Origin of the sequence: Pseudomonas paeninsulae (assembly GCF_035621475.1) — a bacterium.
Lineage (GTDB): Bacteria > Pseudomonadota > Gammaproteobacteria > Pseudomonadales > Pseudomonadaceae > Aquipseudomonas > Aquipseudomonas paeninsulae.
In genome coordinates this window covers 1761058-1776470 of the sequence record NZ_CP141799.1, presented here as the reverse complement: position 1 = coordinate 1776470, position 15413 = coordinate 1761058, and the positions used below count along the sequence as shown (strand labels likewise).

The 15413-nt window shown below is 58.7% G+C and carries 17 protein-coding genes; 4 read left to right on the top strand and 13 right to left on the bottom strand.

The window, feature by feature from the left end:
• Positions 1 to 3 precede the first annotated feature (3 nt).
• The 9 genes from flgH to VCJ09_RS08220 form a co-directional block, all read right to left on the bottom strand.
• A complete protein-coding gene (flgH, locus tag VCJ09_RS08260) occupies positions 4 to 699 on the bottom strand; it encodes a flagellar basal body L-ring protein FlgH (protein WP_324733909.1) in 696 nt (231 codons plus the stop codon).
• 61 nt (positions 700 to 760) lie between these two features.
• Positions 761 to 1546 carry a flagellar basal-body rod protein FlgG gene (flgG, locus tag VCJ09_RS08255; RefSeq protein WP_079201391.1) on the bottom strand — a complete coding sequence of 262 codons (786 nt, stop codon included), beginning with the start codon at positions 1544 to 1546 and terminating at the stop codon, positions 761 to 763.
• A gap of 46 nt (positions 1547 to 1592) precedes the next feature.
• A complete protein-coding gene (locus VCJ09_RS08250) occupies positions 1593 to 2333 on the bottom strand; it encodes a flagellar basal body rod protein FlgF (RefSeq protein ID WP_324733908.1) in 741 nt (246 codons plus the stop codon).
• Positions 2334 to 2723: 390 nt separating this feature from the next.
• Positions 2724 to 4031 carry a flagellar hook protein FlgE gene (flgE, locus tag VCJ09_RS08245; protein ID WP_324733907.1) on the bottom strand — a complete coding sequence of 436 codons (1308 nt, stop codon included), beginning with the start codon at positions 4029 to 4031 and terminating at the stop codon, positions 2724 to 2726.
• A 44-nt stretch (positions 4032 to 4075) separates the two neighbouring features.
• Positions 4076 to 4741 (bottom strand): flagellar hook assembly protein FlgD, encoded by a 666-nt coding sequence (flgD, locus tag VCJ09_RS08240; RefSeq protein ID WP_324733906.1) that lies wholly within the window; start codon positions 4739 to 4741, stop codon positions 4076 to 4078.
• A gap of 21 nt (positions 4742 to 4762) precedes the next feature.
• On the bottom strand, positions 4763 to 5206 hold the full coding sequence (gene flgC, locus VCJ09_RS08235) for a flagellar basal body rod protein FlgC (RefSeq protein ID WP_079201387.1): 444 nt from the start codon (positions 5204 to 5206) through the stop codon (positions 4763 to 4765).
• Positions 5207 to 5220: 14 nt separating this feature from the next.
• Complete coding sequence (gene flgB, locus VCJ09_RS08230) at positions 5221 to 5628, bottom strand: flagellar basal body rod protein FlgB (protein WP_079201386.1); 408 nt, start codon at positions 5626 to 5628, stop codon at positions 5221 to 5223.
• 393 nt (positions 5629 to 6021) lie between these two features.
• Positions 6022 to 6849: a protein-glutamate O-methyltransferase CheR gene (gene cheR / locus VCJ09_RS08225; RefSeq protein ID WP_324733905.1), complete on the bottom strand. Its 828-nt coding sequence runs from the start codon at positions 6847 to 6849 to the stop codon at positions 6022 to 6024.
• 212 nt (positions 6850 to 7061) lie between these two features.
• Positions 7062 to 7994 carry a chemotaxis protein CheV gene (locus VCJ09_RS08220; RefSeq protein ID WP_324733904.1) on the bottom strand — a complete coding sequence of 311 codons (933 nt, stop codon included), beginning with the start codon at positions 7992 to 7994 and terminating at the stop codon, positions 7062 to 7064.
• A 76-nt stretch (positions 7995 to 8070) separates the two neighbouring features.
• Between VCJ09_RS08220 and flgA the strand changes: the two genes are divergently transcribed.
• The 4 genes from flgA (at position 8071) to VCJ09_RS08200 (ending at position 10736) form a co-directional block, all read left to right on the top strand.
• Positions 8071 to 8853: a flagellar basal body P-ring formation chaperone FlgA gene (gene flgA, locus VCJ09_RS08215; protein ID WP_407693020.1), complete on the top strand. Its 783-nt coding sequence runs from the start codon at positions 8071 to 8073 to the stop codon at positions 8851 to 8853.
• Positions 8854 to 9020: 167 nt separating this feature from the next.
• On the top strand, positions 9021 to 9365 hold the full coding sequence (gene flgM, locus VCJ09_RS08210) for a flagellar biosynthesis anti-sigma factor FlgM (protein ID WP_324733903.1): 345 nt from the start codon (positions 9021 to 9023) through the stop codon (positions 9363 to 9365).
• A gap of 70 nt (positions 9366 to 9435) precedes the next feature.
• Positions 9436 to 9903: a flagella synthesis protein FlgN gene (locus tag VCJ09_RS08205; protein WP_324733902.1), complete on the top strand. Its 468-nt coding sequence runs from the start codon at positions 9436 to 9438 to the stop codon at positions 9901 to 9903.
• A 50-nt stretch (positions 9904 to 9953) separates the two neighbouring features.
• A complete protein-coding gene (locus tag VCJ09_RS08200) occupies positions 9954 to 10736 on the top strand; it encodes a flagellar brake protein (protein WP_407693019.1) in 783 nt (260 codons plus the stop codon).
• Positions 10737 to 10996: 260 nt separating this feature from the next.
• On the opposite strand, the gene VCJ09_RS08195 is transcribed toward VCJ09_RS08200, so the two are convergent.
• The 4 genes from VCJ09_RS08195 to VCJ09_RS08180 all read right to left on the bottom strand — a co-directional run bounded on the left by VCJ09_RS08195 (position 10997) and on the right by VCJ09_RS08180 (position 15124).
• A complete protein-coding gene (locus VCJ09_RS08195) occupies positions 10997 to 11614 on the bottom strand; it encodes a TIGR04282 family arsenosugar biosynthesis glycosyltransferase (protein WP_324733901.1) in 618 nt (205 codons plus the stop codon).
• On the bottom strand, positions 11611 to 12303 hold the full coding sequence (locus VCJ09_RS08190; protein WP_324733900.1) for a TIGR04283 family arsenosugar biosynthesis glycosyltransferase: 693 nt from the start codon (positions 12301 to 12303) through the stop codon (positions 11611 to 11613). The genes VCJ09_RS08195 and VCJ09_RS08190 overlap by 4 nt, the downstream gene beginning before the upstream one ends.
• Entirely contained in the window at positions 12300 to 13622 is a 1323-nt protein-coding gene (locus VCJ09_RS08185; RefSeq protein ID WP_324733899.1) for an MFS transporter, read from the bottom strand. Before VCJ09_RS08185 ends, VCJ09_RS08190 begins: the two co-directional genes overlap by 4 nt.
• Positions 13623 to 13882: 260 nt before the next feature.
• On the bottom strand, positions 13883 to 15124 hold the full coding sequence (locus VCJ09_RS08180) for a glutamine synthetase family protein (protein WP_324734624.1): 1242 nt from the start codon (positions 15122 to 15124) through the stop codon (positions 13883 to 13885).
• Positions 15125 to 15413: the final 289 nt, after the last annotated feature.

Genomic DNA, 15413 nt, shown 5'->3' with positions numbered 1-15413 from the left:
TGTTCAAAACGGCCACAGCGGGCTGATGAAAAACCGATCGAGCCAACCCGGCTGACTGGCTTCGGCGAAGGAGCCGGTGCCTGAATAAGTGATGCGGGCGTCGGCGATGCGGGTCGAGGCCACCGTGTTGTCCGTGGCGATATCGTCGGCACGCACCAGGCCGGCGATACGCACCAGCTCATCGCCGGCGTTGAGGGTCATCCACTTCTCGCCACGCACGGCCAGAATGCCATTGGGTAGCACCTCGGCCACGGTTACCGTGATCGAACCACTCAGGCTGTTGCTTTGTGCGGCCTTACTACTGCCCTGGGTGTCGCGGCTCGCGCTGTACTCGGCGCCCAGCGACAACTTATTGTCGGAAAACGGATTGGCCGCCGATACCGCGCCACCGAGCAGCGAGGTCAGGCCGATGTCGGCGCTGCTGTCCTTCTGGATCTGCGAGCCGGCATTCTTGCTGGCCTGGGTGCGTTCGTTAAGGGTGATGGTGATGATGTCGCCGACGCGGTAGGCCTTGCGGTCACCGAACAGATTGTTCTCGAAGCCAGCCTGATAAATCGAACCATTGTTCAGCTCCGCCGGCAACGGTGTGCGCGGCAGCACCGGCGCGTAATACGGGTCGTTGGGCTTCGCTGGCGGCGAGACGCAGCCACCCAGAAGCGCAAGACCCAGCATCGAGAGCACTATTACCAGCCGGTTCATAACCACTACCTCACCGCTTTTTATATCGAGCCAGAGCCGGGCTAACGCCCAGCATCAGGCATTAAAGATTCTGCGAAACGAAGGCCAGCATCTGATCGGCGGTGGAGATGACTTTCGAGTTCATCTCGTAGGCGCGCTGGGTAGTGATCATGTTCACCAACTCCTCGACCACGCTGACGTTGGAGTTTTCCAGGGTGTTCTGCAGGGTGGTACCCAAGCCGTTGAGGCCCGGCGTGCCGACCTGTGGCGCACCGCTGGCGGCGGTTTCCAGGAACAGGTTGTTGCCGATCGCTTCCAGGCCCGCCGGATTGATGAAGTCGGCGGTCTGCAAATTGCCGACGATCTGCGGCTGCGGACTGCCGTCGGTGGTCACCGAAACCGTACCGTCTTCGCCAACGGTGAAGGTGCGCACTTCATTGGGCAGAACAATCGCCGGCTCCAAGGCATACCCGTTGGAGGTGACGACCTGGCCGTCCGAATTCAGGTGAAAGCTGCCATCACGGGTATAGGACACCGTGCCATCGGGCATCAACACCTGGAAGAAACCACGGCCGTTGACCGCCATGTCCAGGGGTTGCTCGGTGGTTTGCAGGCTGCCGGCGGTGAAGATCTTCTGCGTGCCGACCACCCGCACACCGGTACCCAGCTGCAAACCGGACGGCAGCTGGCTGTCCTGGCTGGACTGGCCACCTGGCTGACGGCGGATCTGATACAGCAGATCCTCGAACTCGGCCCGATCGCGTTTGAAACCCGTGGTCGAGACGTTGGCCAGGTTGTTGGAAATGGTGGTCAGGTTCATGTCCTGAGCGGACAGACCGGTCTTGCTGACCCACAGTGCCGGAAGCATATAGATTCTCCTCGAGCGCCATTATCAAGGCGCTGCGTGCTGGTAATTAGCTAATTTGCAAAACCCGCGCCACAGCGGCTGAATTGTCTTCGGCGGTGCGCATCATCTTGACTTGCAGCTCGAACTGGCGGGACAGGGAGAGGATTGCGGTCATCTCTTCTACCGCATTGACGTTGCTCGACTCGAGAAAGCCGGAGGTCACCTGCACGCTGGCATCCGCCTGCACCGGCCCGGTACCCTTGAAGCGAATCAGGCCGTCGCTGCCCTTCTCCATCTGCTTGAGATCGGGATTGACCAGCTTCAGCCGATCGACCTCGGCGAGCACGCTAGGTCCCTCACCGAGGGCACGAATGCTGATGGTGCCGTCCTGGCCAATTTCGATTTTCTGCTCCGGCGGCACGGCAATCGGCCCACCATTGCCCATCACCGGCAAACCGTTGCCGGTACGCAACACGCCAAGAGCGTCAATATTCAGGCTGGCAGTACGCACATAGGCCTCGCTGCCGTCGGCCGCCTGCACGGCCAGCCAACCGCGACCGCCAATTGCCACATCCAGGTCGCGGCCGGTTTCCTGCATTGACCCTGGAGTGAAGTCGGTACCGGGGCGCTCGGTCATGGCATAGACCCGCGCCGGGAGTGTGTCGCCGAAGACCTGCATCGAGCGCGCCTGCTCGAAGTCGCGGCGAAAGCCGTTGGTCGAGATATTCGCCAGGTTGTTGGCGTGGGCACTCTGGGCCAGGCTGTTGTTATGGGCTCCAGTCATGGAGACGTACAGCATCTTGTCCATGGTTATCCTCCGAGGTAGGCGTGACGCCCGCTGCTCTATATAAGGTAATAGAGCAAGCGTCGTGCCATTCTCGACAAATAATCATAGGGCATTGAAATATATGGATTTTAACATACAGAAAAGGCCCCACAAGGAGCCTTTCAAGATCGAGTCGGCGAATTATTGCCGCTGGCGGCAAAGCCACTGCCTGCCGGACAGAGGCGCTGTCGCCGCTCCAATCAGGCGGATTGAGTGGCGATCCGCCTGAACCTCGATGGGTATCGCTGCGCTCAACCCATCCTACAAAAACCTGACCGCGTTGACCTGTAGGATGGCGTTGAGCGCAGCGATACCCATCACAACGAGCGGGATATAACCCGAGAACTCCAGCGCCTGCGCAGCCGCGCCCGATCAGCGCAGGTTGATGATGGTCTGGGTAATCGAGCTTTCGGTCTCGATGGTCTTGGCGTTGGCCTGGTAGTTGCGCTGGGCGACGATCAGGTTGACCAACTGGTCGGACAGTTCGACGTTGGAGTCTTCCAGGGCACCGGACTGCAAAGCGCCCAGGGTACCGCTGCGCGGCGTACCAACCACCGGCTCACCGGAGGCGAAGGACTGCACCCAGGCGGTTTTACCTACCGGGGTCAGGCCCTGCACGTTGGCGAAGCTGGCCAGAATCACCTGTCCTTGTGCCTTGGATTGACCGTTGGTGTAGCGGGCGAAAATCACCCCGGTGTCGTCGATCTCAAGACCTGCCAGCTGGCCCGTGGTGTAGCCATCCTGACTGACGCTGTTGACCGCGAAGGAGCTGGCGAACTGAGTAGCCTGACGCAGATCGATATTGATCGGCACGGCGGGGGTATTGGTACCGTTGGCACTCCAGACCGGCGGTATGGAGCTGTCCGGAGCGGCCGGCACCCAATTGGTCAAATCCAAAGTGCCGTTGGCATTCACGGTTAAATCTGTGGATGCCAGACCCGCCAGGTTCAACTGACCGGAAGCCGTAAAATTCAGAGTGGTGGCGAATGGTGTAGTCGAAGTCGGCACATTAGGATTACGCCCATCGACCAACACATTCATCGTCCAATCATTAGCGTCGGACTTGACGAAGTACTGTGTCAAGGAGTGGGCATTGCCCTGACTGTCATAGATATTGGTCGAAGTCGACGAGTTGTACGTGGTCGGATCGCCTGGGTCGAATGGTGTATTGCTGGGTACCGCATTGGTCGAGTTGAGATTGAACACCTGATCCAAGTCGGTAGTTGACCGCGGCGCCTGGCTCGCGGTTTCGATGCGCAGATCATTGATCACGCCATTCTGCAGGTTACCGTTGCCATCGACGGCGTAGCCCTGCAGCTTGTAACCGAAATTATTGACCATGAAGCCCTCACGGTCGGTACCGAAATAGCCGGCACGGGTGTAGCTAACTTCGCCGTTGTTGCTGGTCTGAAAGAAACCGTTGCCATTGATCGCCAGGTCCAGGGCATTTTGCGTGTAGTTGACATTACCCTGGTTGAACAGCTGCGAGACGTTGCTCAGGAGTACGCCGCTACCCAGCGCATTCTTACCGGAACCGTTCACCGAAGCCGCATAGACATCGGAAAACTCCGCACGCGACTGCTTGAAGCCGGCCGTACCGGCGTTGGCGATGTTGTTGCCGGTCACGTTGAGATCGCTGGTCGCAGCGCGCAGGCCGCTAAGACCGATATTGAACGCCATGGAAGTCTCCTTTGCCGGTATAGCCGGCGATTAAAACCTTGAAATTATTGACCGATAACCTGCACCTGGGAGAGCGGCACACTGCCAAGCCCCGCCAGGTTGAGCATCAATTCGCTGCCGCCCAACACCACACTGTCGACGTTGGCCGGGAGCATGGTGTAAAGCGCCTGGGTCTCGCCTTCGTAGGTGGCCTGCGCCTCGAACTTGTAGGTACCGGGCGGCAACTGTTTGCCGCTGGCATCTTTGCCGTCCCAGATAAAGCTGACATTGCCGGCGGCCTGCTCGCCCATATTGATTCGGCTCACCACCGCCCCCGAGTTGTCGTAGACATTGACGTAGACGTTGCTGCTGCTGGTCGGCAGGACCATGCTGGCCTTGAAGCTCTCGCTGGTATCGACCACCGCCTGGTCGGTCGGAATGATCACCTTGCGCCCGACCAGGGAGGAGGCCTGCAGCGCCTGGGAAGATTGATAGCCAGACAACAGAGAACCCATGCTGGTATTGAGCTTCTCGATGCCTTCTACCTGGCTGAATTGGGCTAGCTGGGCAATGAACTCGCCATTACTCTGCGGCTCCAGGGGGTTCTGGTTATTCAGTTGCGCCACCAACAAGTTGAGAAATTCGTTCTTACCCAATTCTTTATTGGCCGTGGTGTCACTCTTGATCTGGTATTGATCGAGTGTCGAACTGACGCCATTTACAGTGCTCATGCCTTATCCCCTTCCTGCGATTTACTGACCCAGGGTCAGTACGCGCTGCAACATTTGTTTGGCCGTGTTCATCATCTCGACGTTGGTCTGGAACGCCCGGCTGGCAGAAATCATGTCGGCCATTTCCTCGACCACATTGACGTTGGGGTAGTACACATAGCCGCCTTCATCGGCCGCCGGATGGTTCGGCTCGTAGCGCGGCTTCAGATCGCTCTGATCCTCGACGATACCCAGCACCTGCACGCCGCTGCCGGCCTGATCCTGCTCGGCGAACAACGAACCACTGCCATCGCCCATGGACTGCTGGAACATGGTGGCAAATACCGGATGGCGTGCGCGATAGGTCTGATCGACGCTCGACGACACCGACTCGGCATTGGCGATGTTGCTGGAAATGGTATTCAGACGAGTGCTCTGGGCACTCATGCCGGTTCCGGCGATATTGAAAACACTGGCTAATGACATGGCTTCGGGCTCCTTTAATCGCCGCGCAGGGCGCTGACCAGCCCTTTGAATTTGCTGTTGAGAAAGGTGAAGCTGGCTTGGAAGTTCACCGCGTTTTCCGCGTAAGTGGTCTGTTCCACCTGCACGTCGACGGTGTTCTGATCGATCGATGGGTGCGAAGGGATGCGGTAGGCCAGGCTGGCATTGCCCATGGCCATGCCCTCGGCGGCGATGTGCCGGCTGTTGGTACGGGCCAGGCCGGCCGAACCACGCTGGGCATTGGCACTCTGCTCGGCCAGCACCGAAGCAAAATCCAGATCGCGCGCCTTGTAGTTGGGCGTATCGGCGTTGGCTATGTTATTGGCCAATACCTCGGCACGATCGGCGCGAAAGCCGAGTGCCCGTTCGTGGATGCCTAGTGCGCTGTCGAAGCTGATACTCATGATCAGGAACCTTTGCCGTTGGGCTTACCTGTTTTCCGTACAAGACACTTAGCAAAGGTCGTGCCATTTATTTTTTATGTTATATTTCAATAACTTATTAAATATTCAAGGCATCTTAATAGGCCGAGCGGCAAGACTTTTCCGCCTCATGGCAAACAATCCGGCAAGCGGGTCGGGGTTTTGCCGCTTCGTATGACAAATACTGATTAGGGTCATTCTTGAATCCCCATCCAAGGAGCCGCCGACGGGCTTGCGGCATTTCCTGTATCAGTGTGGCGCGCGCGTCCCGCCTGGCGACGGAGGCAATCGTCGCAACGGGGGCTTATCGACTAACAAAAACGGGAGGCCACTGGCCTCCCGCTTCTTTATACAGTGCAACCCTGTGCAACCGGCTTACTTGACCTTGTAGATGATCCCCGGGCTGCATTGCACCATCTGATAACGATCCGGCAGGCCGTTGAGTGCCTCCGACGCGCCGAGGAACAGGTAGCCACCCGGCTTCAACATGGCATGCATGCGCGTGAGGATGTCTTTCTTCATCTCGGCGGAAAAATAGATCAACACATTGCGGCAAAACACGATGTCGAACTTGCCCAGGCTGGCATAACTGTCCATCAGGTTCAGCGGACGAAATTCGACGCGACTCTTGATCGACGGCTTGACCACCCATCGTCCCGGCGCTTTCGGATCGAAATAACGCTGCAAGCGTTCTTGCGACAGGCCCCGCCCCATTGCCAGGCTGTCGTACTCGCCGGATTTGCAATTGGCCAACATCGACGGCGAAAGATCGGTGGCAACAATTTGTACGCCTGCCTTGAGTTGGCCGATATTGGTTTTCTCGAACTCGTCGATACTCATCGACAGGGAATACGGCTCCTGCCCCGAAGAACAGGCCGCAGACCAAATGCGCATACGCTGGCCCGGAGCCGCCTTGATCATCTCGGGCAAGACCCGCCTCTTCAGTACCTCGAAGGGATAGGTATCACGAAACCACAGGGTTTCATTGGTGGTCATGGCATCCACCACCTGCTCACGCAAACCGCTACGCGGCTGGCTTTGCATGCGCTGCACCAATTCCCCGAGAGTCTTGATCCCGTGCTGTTCCTGCAACTTGTTCAGCCGGCTGGATACCAGGTACTGCTTATTGCTACCCAGCAAAATGCCACAGGCCTTTTCCAGGAACGTCCGGAACTGCTCAAAATCCAAATTACCTGAAGACACTAGCCAGGCCTCGCCAATCAAAGTGTTGCACTGAAAGATGTACCCGCTGCCTTATCTTCAGACCGAAGCAACAATGCTGCATTCGGAGATACGGTGTTAAAAACAGGCTCAACAACTCATTTACGCTTGAAAAAAGCCAAGCCCGGTAGCCGGCACAGCCTGCGATTCTGCGAGCGCGAGACAACCCCCAGCAGGCGTTCGCCCAGTGTTCACTAGGCCTGATCGACCTCATTGATGCGCGCCACCACCCGCGATGCCAGATCATCAGGACGAAACTTAGGAAGAAAGTCATTGGCGCCAACCTTCTTCACCATGGCCTGATTGAACACCCCGGAAAGCGAAGTATGCAGGAGGATGTGCAACTTCTGCATACGCACATCACTGCGGATCTCTGCGGTCAGGGTATAACCGTCCATTTCCGGCATCTCGATATCGGAAATCAGCATCAGCAACTCCTGGTCGGGATGCCTGCCCTCGTCTGCCATGTTACGCAGGTAATCCAGGGCTTGCCGACCATCGTTCAGCGCCGTGACCTCCACCCCAACGGTTTGTAGGCAACGAATCACCTGCTTGCGTGCCACCGATGAGTCATCGACGATCAGCACGTGCTTGCTGAGCGCCTTGCTTTGGGTTTCAGCATCCACAACACCGGCAGAAATCACCTCAGACGTCGGCGACACCTCGGCGAGGATTTTCTCCACGTCGAGAATTTCCACCAACTCATTGTCGAGACGGGTCACGGCAGTGAGGTAGTGATCTCGCCCCGCGCCCTTGGGTGGCGGATGGATCTCCTCCCAGTTCATGTTGACGATGCGCTCGACCGAATGCACTAGAAAGCCCTGAATCTTGGTGTTGTATTCGGTGATGATGACGAAGCTGTTCTTTAGATCCTGCAAAGGCGGCCGCCCGGTAGCCATGGACAGGTCGAGGATAGGAATGGTGCCCCCCCGAATACTCGCCACCCCCCGTACGACGGGGCTGGATCTGGGCATGATGGTGAGCTTGGGGCACTGCAGCACCTCCTTCACCTTGAATACGTTGATGCCATAAAGCTGCCCGCCATCAAGACGAAACAGCAGCAGTTCCAAACGATTCTGCCCAACCAACTGCGTGCGCTGGTTAACCGAATCCATTACACCGGCCATGCCCCAACCCCTATATTTGAGTAGCGCACATTGTGCTTCGTGTAGCAGGCGGCACGCGCCTTGCTAATCACTCTGCATGAACGCAGAAACGACAATTTTTCGACACTTCGACCGGAGCAGGTATCAATACCTGCCGGCAAAAGGCCGCCTTTGGCTGGCAGTTTTACCTGCTTTGCTCGCGCTCGGCTACAGCTCCGTGGCACCTGCCGCAGTAACCTTGCCTGAACAGCTTATCGGCGCCACCCAGAGTTTTCTTGAGCTAACGGTGGTCGACTACCTGCAGCGCAGCGAAATTCAAGGCCGGCATGAGGTTGAAATCAACCGTATCGATCCACGCTTACGCCTGCCCCTGTGCGACAAGGAATTGACGATCAGTCTGGAAAGCCCTGCCCAACCGATCGGGCGTGTCACCATGCGGGTGCGCTGCGATGGCAGTTCACCTTGGACGGTTTTCGTTCCCGGAGAAGTCAGGCTGTACCGTGACGTGGTCACCGCCATCCGCCCACTCAAGCGTGAGACCGTTCTGTCAGACATGGATGTGAGCCTGATGGAGCGCGATGTCGGCCTACTCAACCAAGGTTATCTGACCAGCCTCAAGCAGGTTGTTGGCAAAAAACTGACGCGCCCGTTGCAACCCGATCAGGTAGTGGCGCCGGCGCATGTCGAGCAAGCCGAGGCCATTCGCAAAGGCGAGCAGGTGGTGATCAGCGCACGCAGTGGCGGCATGAGCGTGCGCACACCGGGCGAAGCCCTATCCGACGGGGCCATCGGCAAACAGATCAGTGTGCGCAACCAACGCTCGAAACGTATAGTCAAAGCACGGGTAATAGGACCTGGCCAAGTTGAAGTAGCCATGTAGGCACGACTCTCGCATCTTCTAGAGCGGCTCTAGCCAAACAGACTGGCTGACGATTTATCACGCTGCGTTTAAACTGTCGGTTGAAACACCGTTTTTTTCTCTAAAGTTTTGCCCGGCATGGCCGAGAAACTAGGCAAGCGTCCAAATACTGTTCGAGGTTTTACATCATGGTCATCGACTTCAACCGGCTAAACAATGCCCCCACTCCTGCCAATTCAGGGCGTGTGGGCGGCGCTCAGCCTGGTGGCCGGAATGAAGCCATCAGCGACAAACCGACCAGCCCGCCACCAACTCAGGCCCAGCCGGCAGACGCCAGCAAGAGCGGCGAGTCGGTGCAGTTCAGCCGCGAAGCGCAACAGCTGCAAAAGATCAGCGAAAAATTGGCTGACCAGCCAACCGTCAATAAAGAGCGCGTTGCCCAGCTCAAACAAGCGATCCTTGACGGCAGTTACCAAGTCGACAGCCAACGCGTTGCCAGCAAACTGCTCGACTTCGAATCCCAGCAGCGCTAGGGCAGCGCCGGGGTGTTAGCCTTACAGTGCAGTGGCGCTGCTACGGCCCGCAAACATCTGAGAGCCTGCGATGCACGATACAACCCTGCTTAAGCTTTTCAACGACGATATCGGCAGCGCCGAGCAACTGCTCGAACTGATCGATAACGAATTCCAGGCCCTCGGCGAGCGCGACCTGGTTCGTTTGCAAAGTATTTTGGAAACTAAGCAACCACTGCTAGCGTTGCTCGATCAACACGGTCAGGCGCGCAGCCAACTGCTGCTCAGCCTACAATTGAGCGCCGACAACTCAGGGCTGCAAGCCCTTGCCGAACGCTCTAGTCAAGGCGCCGAACTCCTTGAGCGCGGCGACCAACTGCACGCCCTGCTCGAATGCTGCCAAGCTGCCAATTTACGCAACGGTCGCTTGATTCGCTCCAACCAAGCATCGACAAGCAGCATCCTCGGCATTCTCCGCGGTGGCGAAACCCCCAGCCTCTATGACAGCCGCGGCAGCACCGCTAGAGCCGGTCAGCAGCGCCCGCTCAGTCAGGCCTGAACACTTATAATAAGACACTGGAAAAACGCTGGCATAATGGCAGCATTCTATTGTCACTGTATCTGCCTGGAGAGTTCTGGACCGTGTCCAACCCCTTTATCGAGGACGATGGCCCGCAACCACCGGTGGTTCTCAAAGCCCCCGTGGAAATCGTGGCTAATCTGCGCCAACTACAACAGAACCACGACCCGCTGGTGATCACCTTCCACGAACGCAGCCAACGTTTCCAGAGCTATCTGATTGAAGTCGAACGCGATAAAAACCGTCTGACTCTCGACGAGATGATCCCCAACGATGGCGAGCGCTTCCTGCAGAACGGCGAACCTTTTCGCATCGAAGCCTTCCATGAAGGTGTGCGCGTGGCCTGGGAGTGCCTGCAGCCTGTACAGATAGCCGAGTACCAGGGTGCACGCTGCTACTTCAGCCCGATGCCTGAAGAAGTGCACTATCACCAGCGCCGCAATGCTTACAGAGTGCCACTCAAGCAAATAGAACCGGTCAAGATCGAACTGGCCGGCGCCAAGTTGCGCAGCCCCATAACGGGACAACTGCTGGATATTTCCGCCACCGGCTGCAAAGTACGCTTGCCGGGCAATATCGCCAGCAGCCTGCACTCTGGCCAGGTTTATGAAAGCTTTACTGCTCAACTGCCCTTCGGCGCGCTGACCATTGCCGTGGAACTGCGCCATGTGCAGTATGAAGAGACACTCGACACGACCTTTGCCGGCGTGCGCTTTCATCGCCTGAACGGCCTGGAGCAACGCCAGGTCGAGCGCTTCGTCTACCAACTGCAGCGTGATGCACGCCGCTTCGACAGCGATGGCTTGTTCTAGCAGCCTGCCGAGCAAGCGCAATTGACCCGTAGGTTGTGCCGAGGGACGAACTGCCGGGCCTGGCGGAATTCAATCTGTGCGGCCCGACCTACGCGGCCCGCTCCAGCCGACAAACGGCTACTCCCGGAGAGGCTGTCAGGGTCTTATCGGGGATTACCCGCCGTCTTCGCCGAAGCCGCGCCGCAAGTCGGGTTCCCGGGCACGGGCTCAAGACCTCCGACGCCAATTGCCAGGCTGAGCAATAAGCCGTCGGACAGTTGTCAGACGTCGACCCGGATCCCCAGCGCCGCCAGCCGTGGCAGGTCTTCCGGGCGATCGACATCCCACAACGCCGGCAACAGCTGATGACGCCAGTCCAACTGCTGCAGGCGCTCGCAGGTCATGCTCAAGACCTGATCGGTTCCCCAGGGCATGGCGTGAAACAGCAAGGGATCGACGCGGCGCAAGCCGAGCAGGACGTAACCTCCATCCTCGGCCGGCCCCAGCACGACTGGCTGCCCGTGCAATGCCTCGCAAGCACCACTGAGGTACTCGCCATCCAGCGCCGGGCAATCGTTGCCGATCAACACCACGGCATCGCTTTCCGCCAGCCCCAAGGTCGCTATGCATCGCATGCGCTCACCCAGATCGCCGGCGGGCTGCTCAACCAGCGTCCAGTTCAACTGCTCGGCGAGTACCTGCAGCTGCGCATCCGGACTGTCGTCCAGCCACAAGAACCGCTGAGTGAACCCTTCCGCCGGAAGCTGCAAGGCCCGTTCGAGTAATAACCGCTGCAGGTCACACGCGCCTTCTTCACCCAGAACAGGAATCAGCCGGGTTTTCACCCGCCCCGGCACAGGTGCACGCGCCAGCATGTGCAAAGAAATCGACAGATTCATAGCGGTGGCCCTCGGTGATACCGCCGCGCCAACTGATCCGGGCTGGCGCCACAAGAGTAGGCCAGCCGCAAGCGCCACATGAGCAACACGGTACGCCAAATACCATCGCGCTCCCAGCGCCTGCTAGAAGTTGACAGCGCAGGACGCAAGCAGCGCGGGCGCACCCGCCGTTTCAAGCGCCCGCTGAGCTCGATATCTTCCATCAGCGGGATCTCCGCGTAACCGCCCAGCGCCTCAAACGACTCACGGGCGACGAAGATTCCCTGGTCGCCCGTCGCCACACCGGTCAAGCGCGAACGCAGGTTGATCATCGTACCGATCAAACGTAGTGCCAGGCCACTGCCCGACAAACGCACATCAAAACGCCCCCAGATCGGCCGCTCAGCCAACACGGCAAGCAATCGCTGGATGGACGCAGCACTGACCCGGGTATCGGCATGCACGAACCACAGATAATCCGCCCGTGCGACAGCGGCGCCAGCATTCAGTTGCAGGGCGCGCCCCGCGCTCGTCTCGAGCACCTTATCGGCCTGCGCCACCGCCAACTCAGCTGTCGCGTCGCGGCTGCCGCCATCCACCACAATCAGCTCCGCTCCCGCCGCGCGCAACGGAGCCAGATCCGCCAGCAGCCAGGGTAGAGCCGCAGCCTCATTGCGAGCCGGGATGATCACGCTGAGTAAAGGCGTCACGGCCGCGGCATCTGCTCAGCCGGATCAACCGCTCCGGCGGCGGCCATATCGGCGGCGCTGCCATCGAGCATCTGATCCTGCACGACCTGCTCGTCGACCCGCGGGTCAAGGGCGGCAACCAGGGGCGAACTGGTCATGTTGTCCGGCATCGCGATGTGGTGCAGCGGGGCATCGTCGACCTGGTGCAGGTGGGTGATGTTATCCGGGCGCACCCGCCAGATCAGGATCAAGGCCGAGCAACTGACGAAGGCATAGAGCATATTGGCGCCCCAAAAGCGCATCAACACACCGGCCAACAGTGGGCCGATACTGGCACCGACACCAAAGGTCACCAGCAACATGGCGGTCAGCGAGACGCGCCGTTCGCCCTCGACGTGGTCGTTGGCAAAAGCCACGGCCAGGGGGTAGAGACTGAACTGCAACACGCCGATGACGAAACCGACACCGAGCAATACCCTCAAGTCCGCCTCGGGCATCAACGCCAGAGGCAACGCCGCCAAAGCCAACAACACCGCACAGCCACGGATCAACGAGGCCCGATCGCAACGATCCGACAACCAGCCGAGCGGCCATTGCACCAGCAGGCCGGCAAAAATGCAGCTACCCATGAATAGACCGACCTGCTCGGTAGACAAACCCATGCGGGTCGCATACAGCGGCGCCAAACCGTAGAACGCACCAATTATCAGGCCGGCAACGCCAATAGTGGTCAGCGACAAGGGCACCCGCTTGATGAAGAAGTGCAACTCCAGCGGTGCCGGATGCATGGGCGCCGGGTGCAGTCGATGGGTCAATGCCACCGGCACCAGGCACAGGGCAAAGCACAGCGCGACCAGCATCAGCAGTTCAAGGCCGAGAGTCGGATGCACCACCAAGACCAATTGACCGAGGATTAACCCCAGATAGGACGCGCCCATATACCCGGAAAACACCTGGCCGCGTTGACTGGTTTCCGCCTGCTCGTTGAGCCAGCTTTCGATCACCATGTATTGGCACATCATGGCCAGGCCCACCAGCATGCGCAGTAGCAGCCAGGCCGGCAGCCAGTCGGTCAGGCCGTGGCCCAACACCGCTGCAGTGACAACCCCGGCACAAGCGACATAAGCGCGAATATGCCCGACCCGGCCGATCAGCCGGTGCCCCAGCTTGCCGCCCAGTACCAGGCCGATATAGTTGGCCGCCATCAAGGCACCCACCCATAGACCATCCACCGTTTCAGCCAAGCGCAACGCCAGGTAGGTACTCAACAAACCCGACCCCAGCAACATCAACAGAGTGGCGAAATACAGCGAACGAAAAGACTTCCAGATAATGCGCATGACTCTGCGAATAACTCCTTGGTTGACGACTGAACCGCTCAATGCGAGCGGCGCGGCCGCGATGGCCGCAACTAATGAACAAATGAGTGAAGCGTAGTGCACAGGACGTAGAGCCGAAGCGCAATGCACGGATGCACACAAGCACGTGCATGCCTCGCAACAACGGAACTCGCGGGTCGGCCCTTGATTTTTTTGCGCGCAGATCGCCTCACCTGGTAGCACCGAAACATCAGCAACGCAGGTGGCTTTTCAACGTCCGGTTAAGCCTGGGCGGCGAGAATGCGGCGCTCCCACGGCGAGATCTCGTCGAGATAACTGCTCAATTCCATGGTCTTGCTGGCGATGTAGCCTTCGATGAATTCCTTGCCGAACAGTTCGACGGCCAATTGACTATTTTTCAGACGCTCGATGGCAGCATGCAGGGTACAAGGCAGCGTTAAATTATCCGGCACCTCGAATGCACCCTGGATCGGCGCACTCGGCTGCAACTGCTGCTCAAGACCATGTAGGCCGGCAGCCAGGCTGGCCGCCAGCGCCAGATAGGGGTTGGCATCAGCGCCTGGCAGGCGATTTTCCACTCGCCGTGCCACCGGCGCACTGGCCGGAATGCGCAGACCCGCGGCGCGGTTGTCTTGCGACCAGCAGGCATTGTTCGGCGAGGCATAAGGATGGCAGAGCCGCTGGTAGGAATTCACATGCGGTGCGAACAGCAGGGTGAAATCCGCCAGCGCCGCTTGCTGACCAGCGATGAAGTGATAGAAAGCTGGCGTCGCCTGGCCATCCGCGGCGCTGAAGATATTCCTGCCGCTCCTCTGCTCGACCACGCTCTGGTGGATGTGCATGGAGCTGCCTGGGGTATGCGCCAACGGCTTGGCCATACACACCACTGTCAGTCCATGCTTGAGTGCGACCTCCTTGAGCAGGTGCTTGAACAAAAAGGTTTGGTCGGCCAGCAATAGCGGGTCGCCATGCAGCAGATTGATCTCGAACTGACTGACACCCATCTCATGCATACAGGTATCGCGCGGCAACCCTAACGCGGCCATGCACCGATACACCTCGCTGAAGAACGGCCGCAGACCGTTATTCGAGCTGGCGCTGAAGGCACTGCTGCCATCCTCGCGCCGACCATCCAGGCCTGCTGGCGGCTGAAACGCTTGCTGTGGATCAGGGTTCGGCGCAAATACGAAGAACTCCAACTCGGTCGCCACCACCGGCAGCCAACCATGAGCGGAATAGTTCGCCACCACCTGCTTGAGCAAGCCGCGGGTGGACAGGCCTGAGCTACTGCCATCCAACTCATCCGCATCACAGATGGCCAGGGCGCACGGCGTATCACTCCAGGGCAGACGGTGAATCTGGGTCGGGACGGCATTCAGCGCCAGATCGCCATCATCGCTGCCGTAAAAACGTGGCGCAGGGTAGCCGCCCATGATGCATTGCAAGAGCACCCCACGAGCCATCTGCAAGCGCCGACCTTCGAGGAAGCCCGCGGCGGTCATCAGCTTGCCGCGCGGCACACCATTGAGGTCCGGGGTCACGCATGCGACCTCATCGACTCCGCGCAATATTTCTTCCAATGCAGTACGGCTAGCGGTGCTCATCTGTTCCTGTCCTTATTGCGCAAAAGCCGTAGTGAAACAGCGGCTCGTACAAAATACGCATCACCCGTTCATAATTTCAAGCAGGCCTTCCACCTGTTACTCCTTGCAAAGCAAGACCACAGAAAAAACATCTAATATATCGATTATATAAACCAATAGAACATCAGCTTAAAAAGCGCTTAAAAGA

Excerpts from the sequence above, each read along its gene's own strand:
- flgH (WP_324733909.1), bottom strand. The coding sequence starts at position 699 with ATGAACCGGCTGGTAATAGTGCTCTCGATGCTGGGTCTTGCGCTTCTG.
- flgG (WP_079201391.1), bottom strand. The coding sequence starts at position 1,546 with ATGCTTCCGGCACTGTGGGTCAGCAAGACCGGTCTGTCCGCTCAGGAC.
- VCJ09_RS08250 (WP_324733908.1), bottom strand. The coding sequence starts at position 2,333 with ATGGACAAGATGCTGTACGTCTCCATGACTGGAGCCCATAACAACAGC.
- flgE (WP_324733907.1), bottom strand. The coding sequence starts at position 4,031 with ATGGCGTTCAATATCGGTCTTAGCGGCCTGCGCGCTGCGACCAGCGAT.
- flgD (WP_324733906.1), bottom strand. The coding sequence starts at position 4,741 with ATGAGCACTGTAAATGGCGTCAGTTCGACACTCGATCAATACCAGATC.
- flgC (WP_079201387.1), bottom strand. The coding sequence starts at position 5,206 with ATGTCATTAGCCAGTGTTTTCAATATCGCCGGAACCGGCATGAGTGCC.
- flgB (WP_079201386.1), bottom strand. The coding sequence starts at position 5,628 with ATGAGTATCAGCTTCGACAGCGCACTAGGCATCCACGAACGGGCACTC.
- VCJ09_RS08220 (WP_324733904.1), bottom strand. The coding sequence starts at position 7,994 with ATGGCCGGTGTAATGGATTCGGTTAACCAGCGCACGCAGTTGGTTGGG.
- flgA (WP_407693020.1), top strand. The coding sequence starts at position 8,071 with ATGAACGCAGAAACGACAATTTTTCGACACTTCGACCGGAGCAGGTAT.
- flgM (WP_324733903.1), top strand. The coding sequence starts at position 9,021 with ATGGTCATCGACTTCAACCGGCTAAACAATGCCCCCACTCCTGCCAAT.
- VCJ09_RS08205 (WP_324733902.1), top strand. The coding sequence starts at position 9,436 with ATGCACGATACAACCCTGCTTAAGCTTTTCAACGACGATATCGGCAGC.
- VCJ09_RS08195 (WP_324733901.1), bottom strand. The coding sequence starts at position 11,614 with ATGAATCTGTCGATTTCTTTGCACATGCTGGCGCGTGCACCTGTGCCG.
- VCJ09_RS08185 (WP_324733899.1), bottom strand. The coding sequence starts at position 13,622 with ATGCGCATTATCTGGAAGTCTTTTCGTTCGCTGTATTTCGCCACTCTG.
- VCJ09_RS08180 (WP_324734624.1), bottom strand. The coding sequence starts at position 15,124 with ATGACCGCCGCGGGCTTCCTCGAAGGTCGGCGCTTGCAGATGGCTCGT.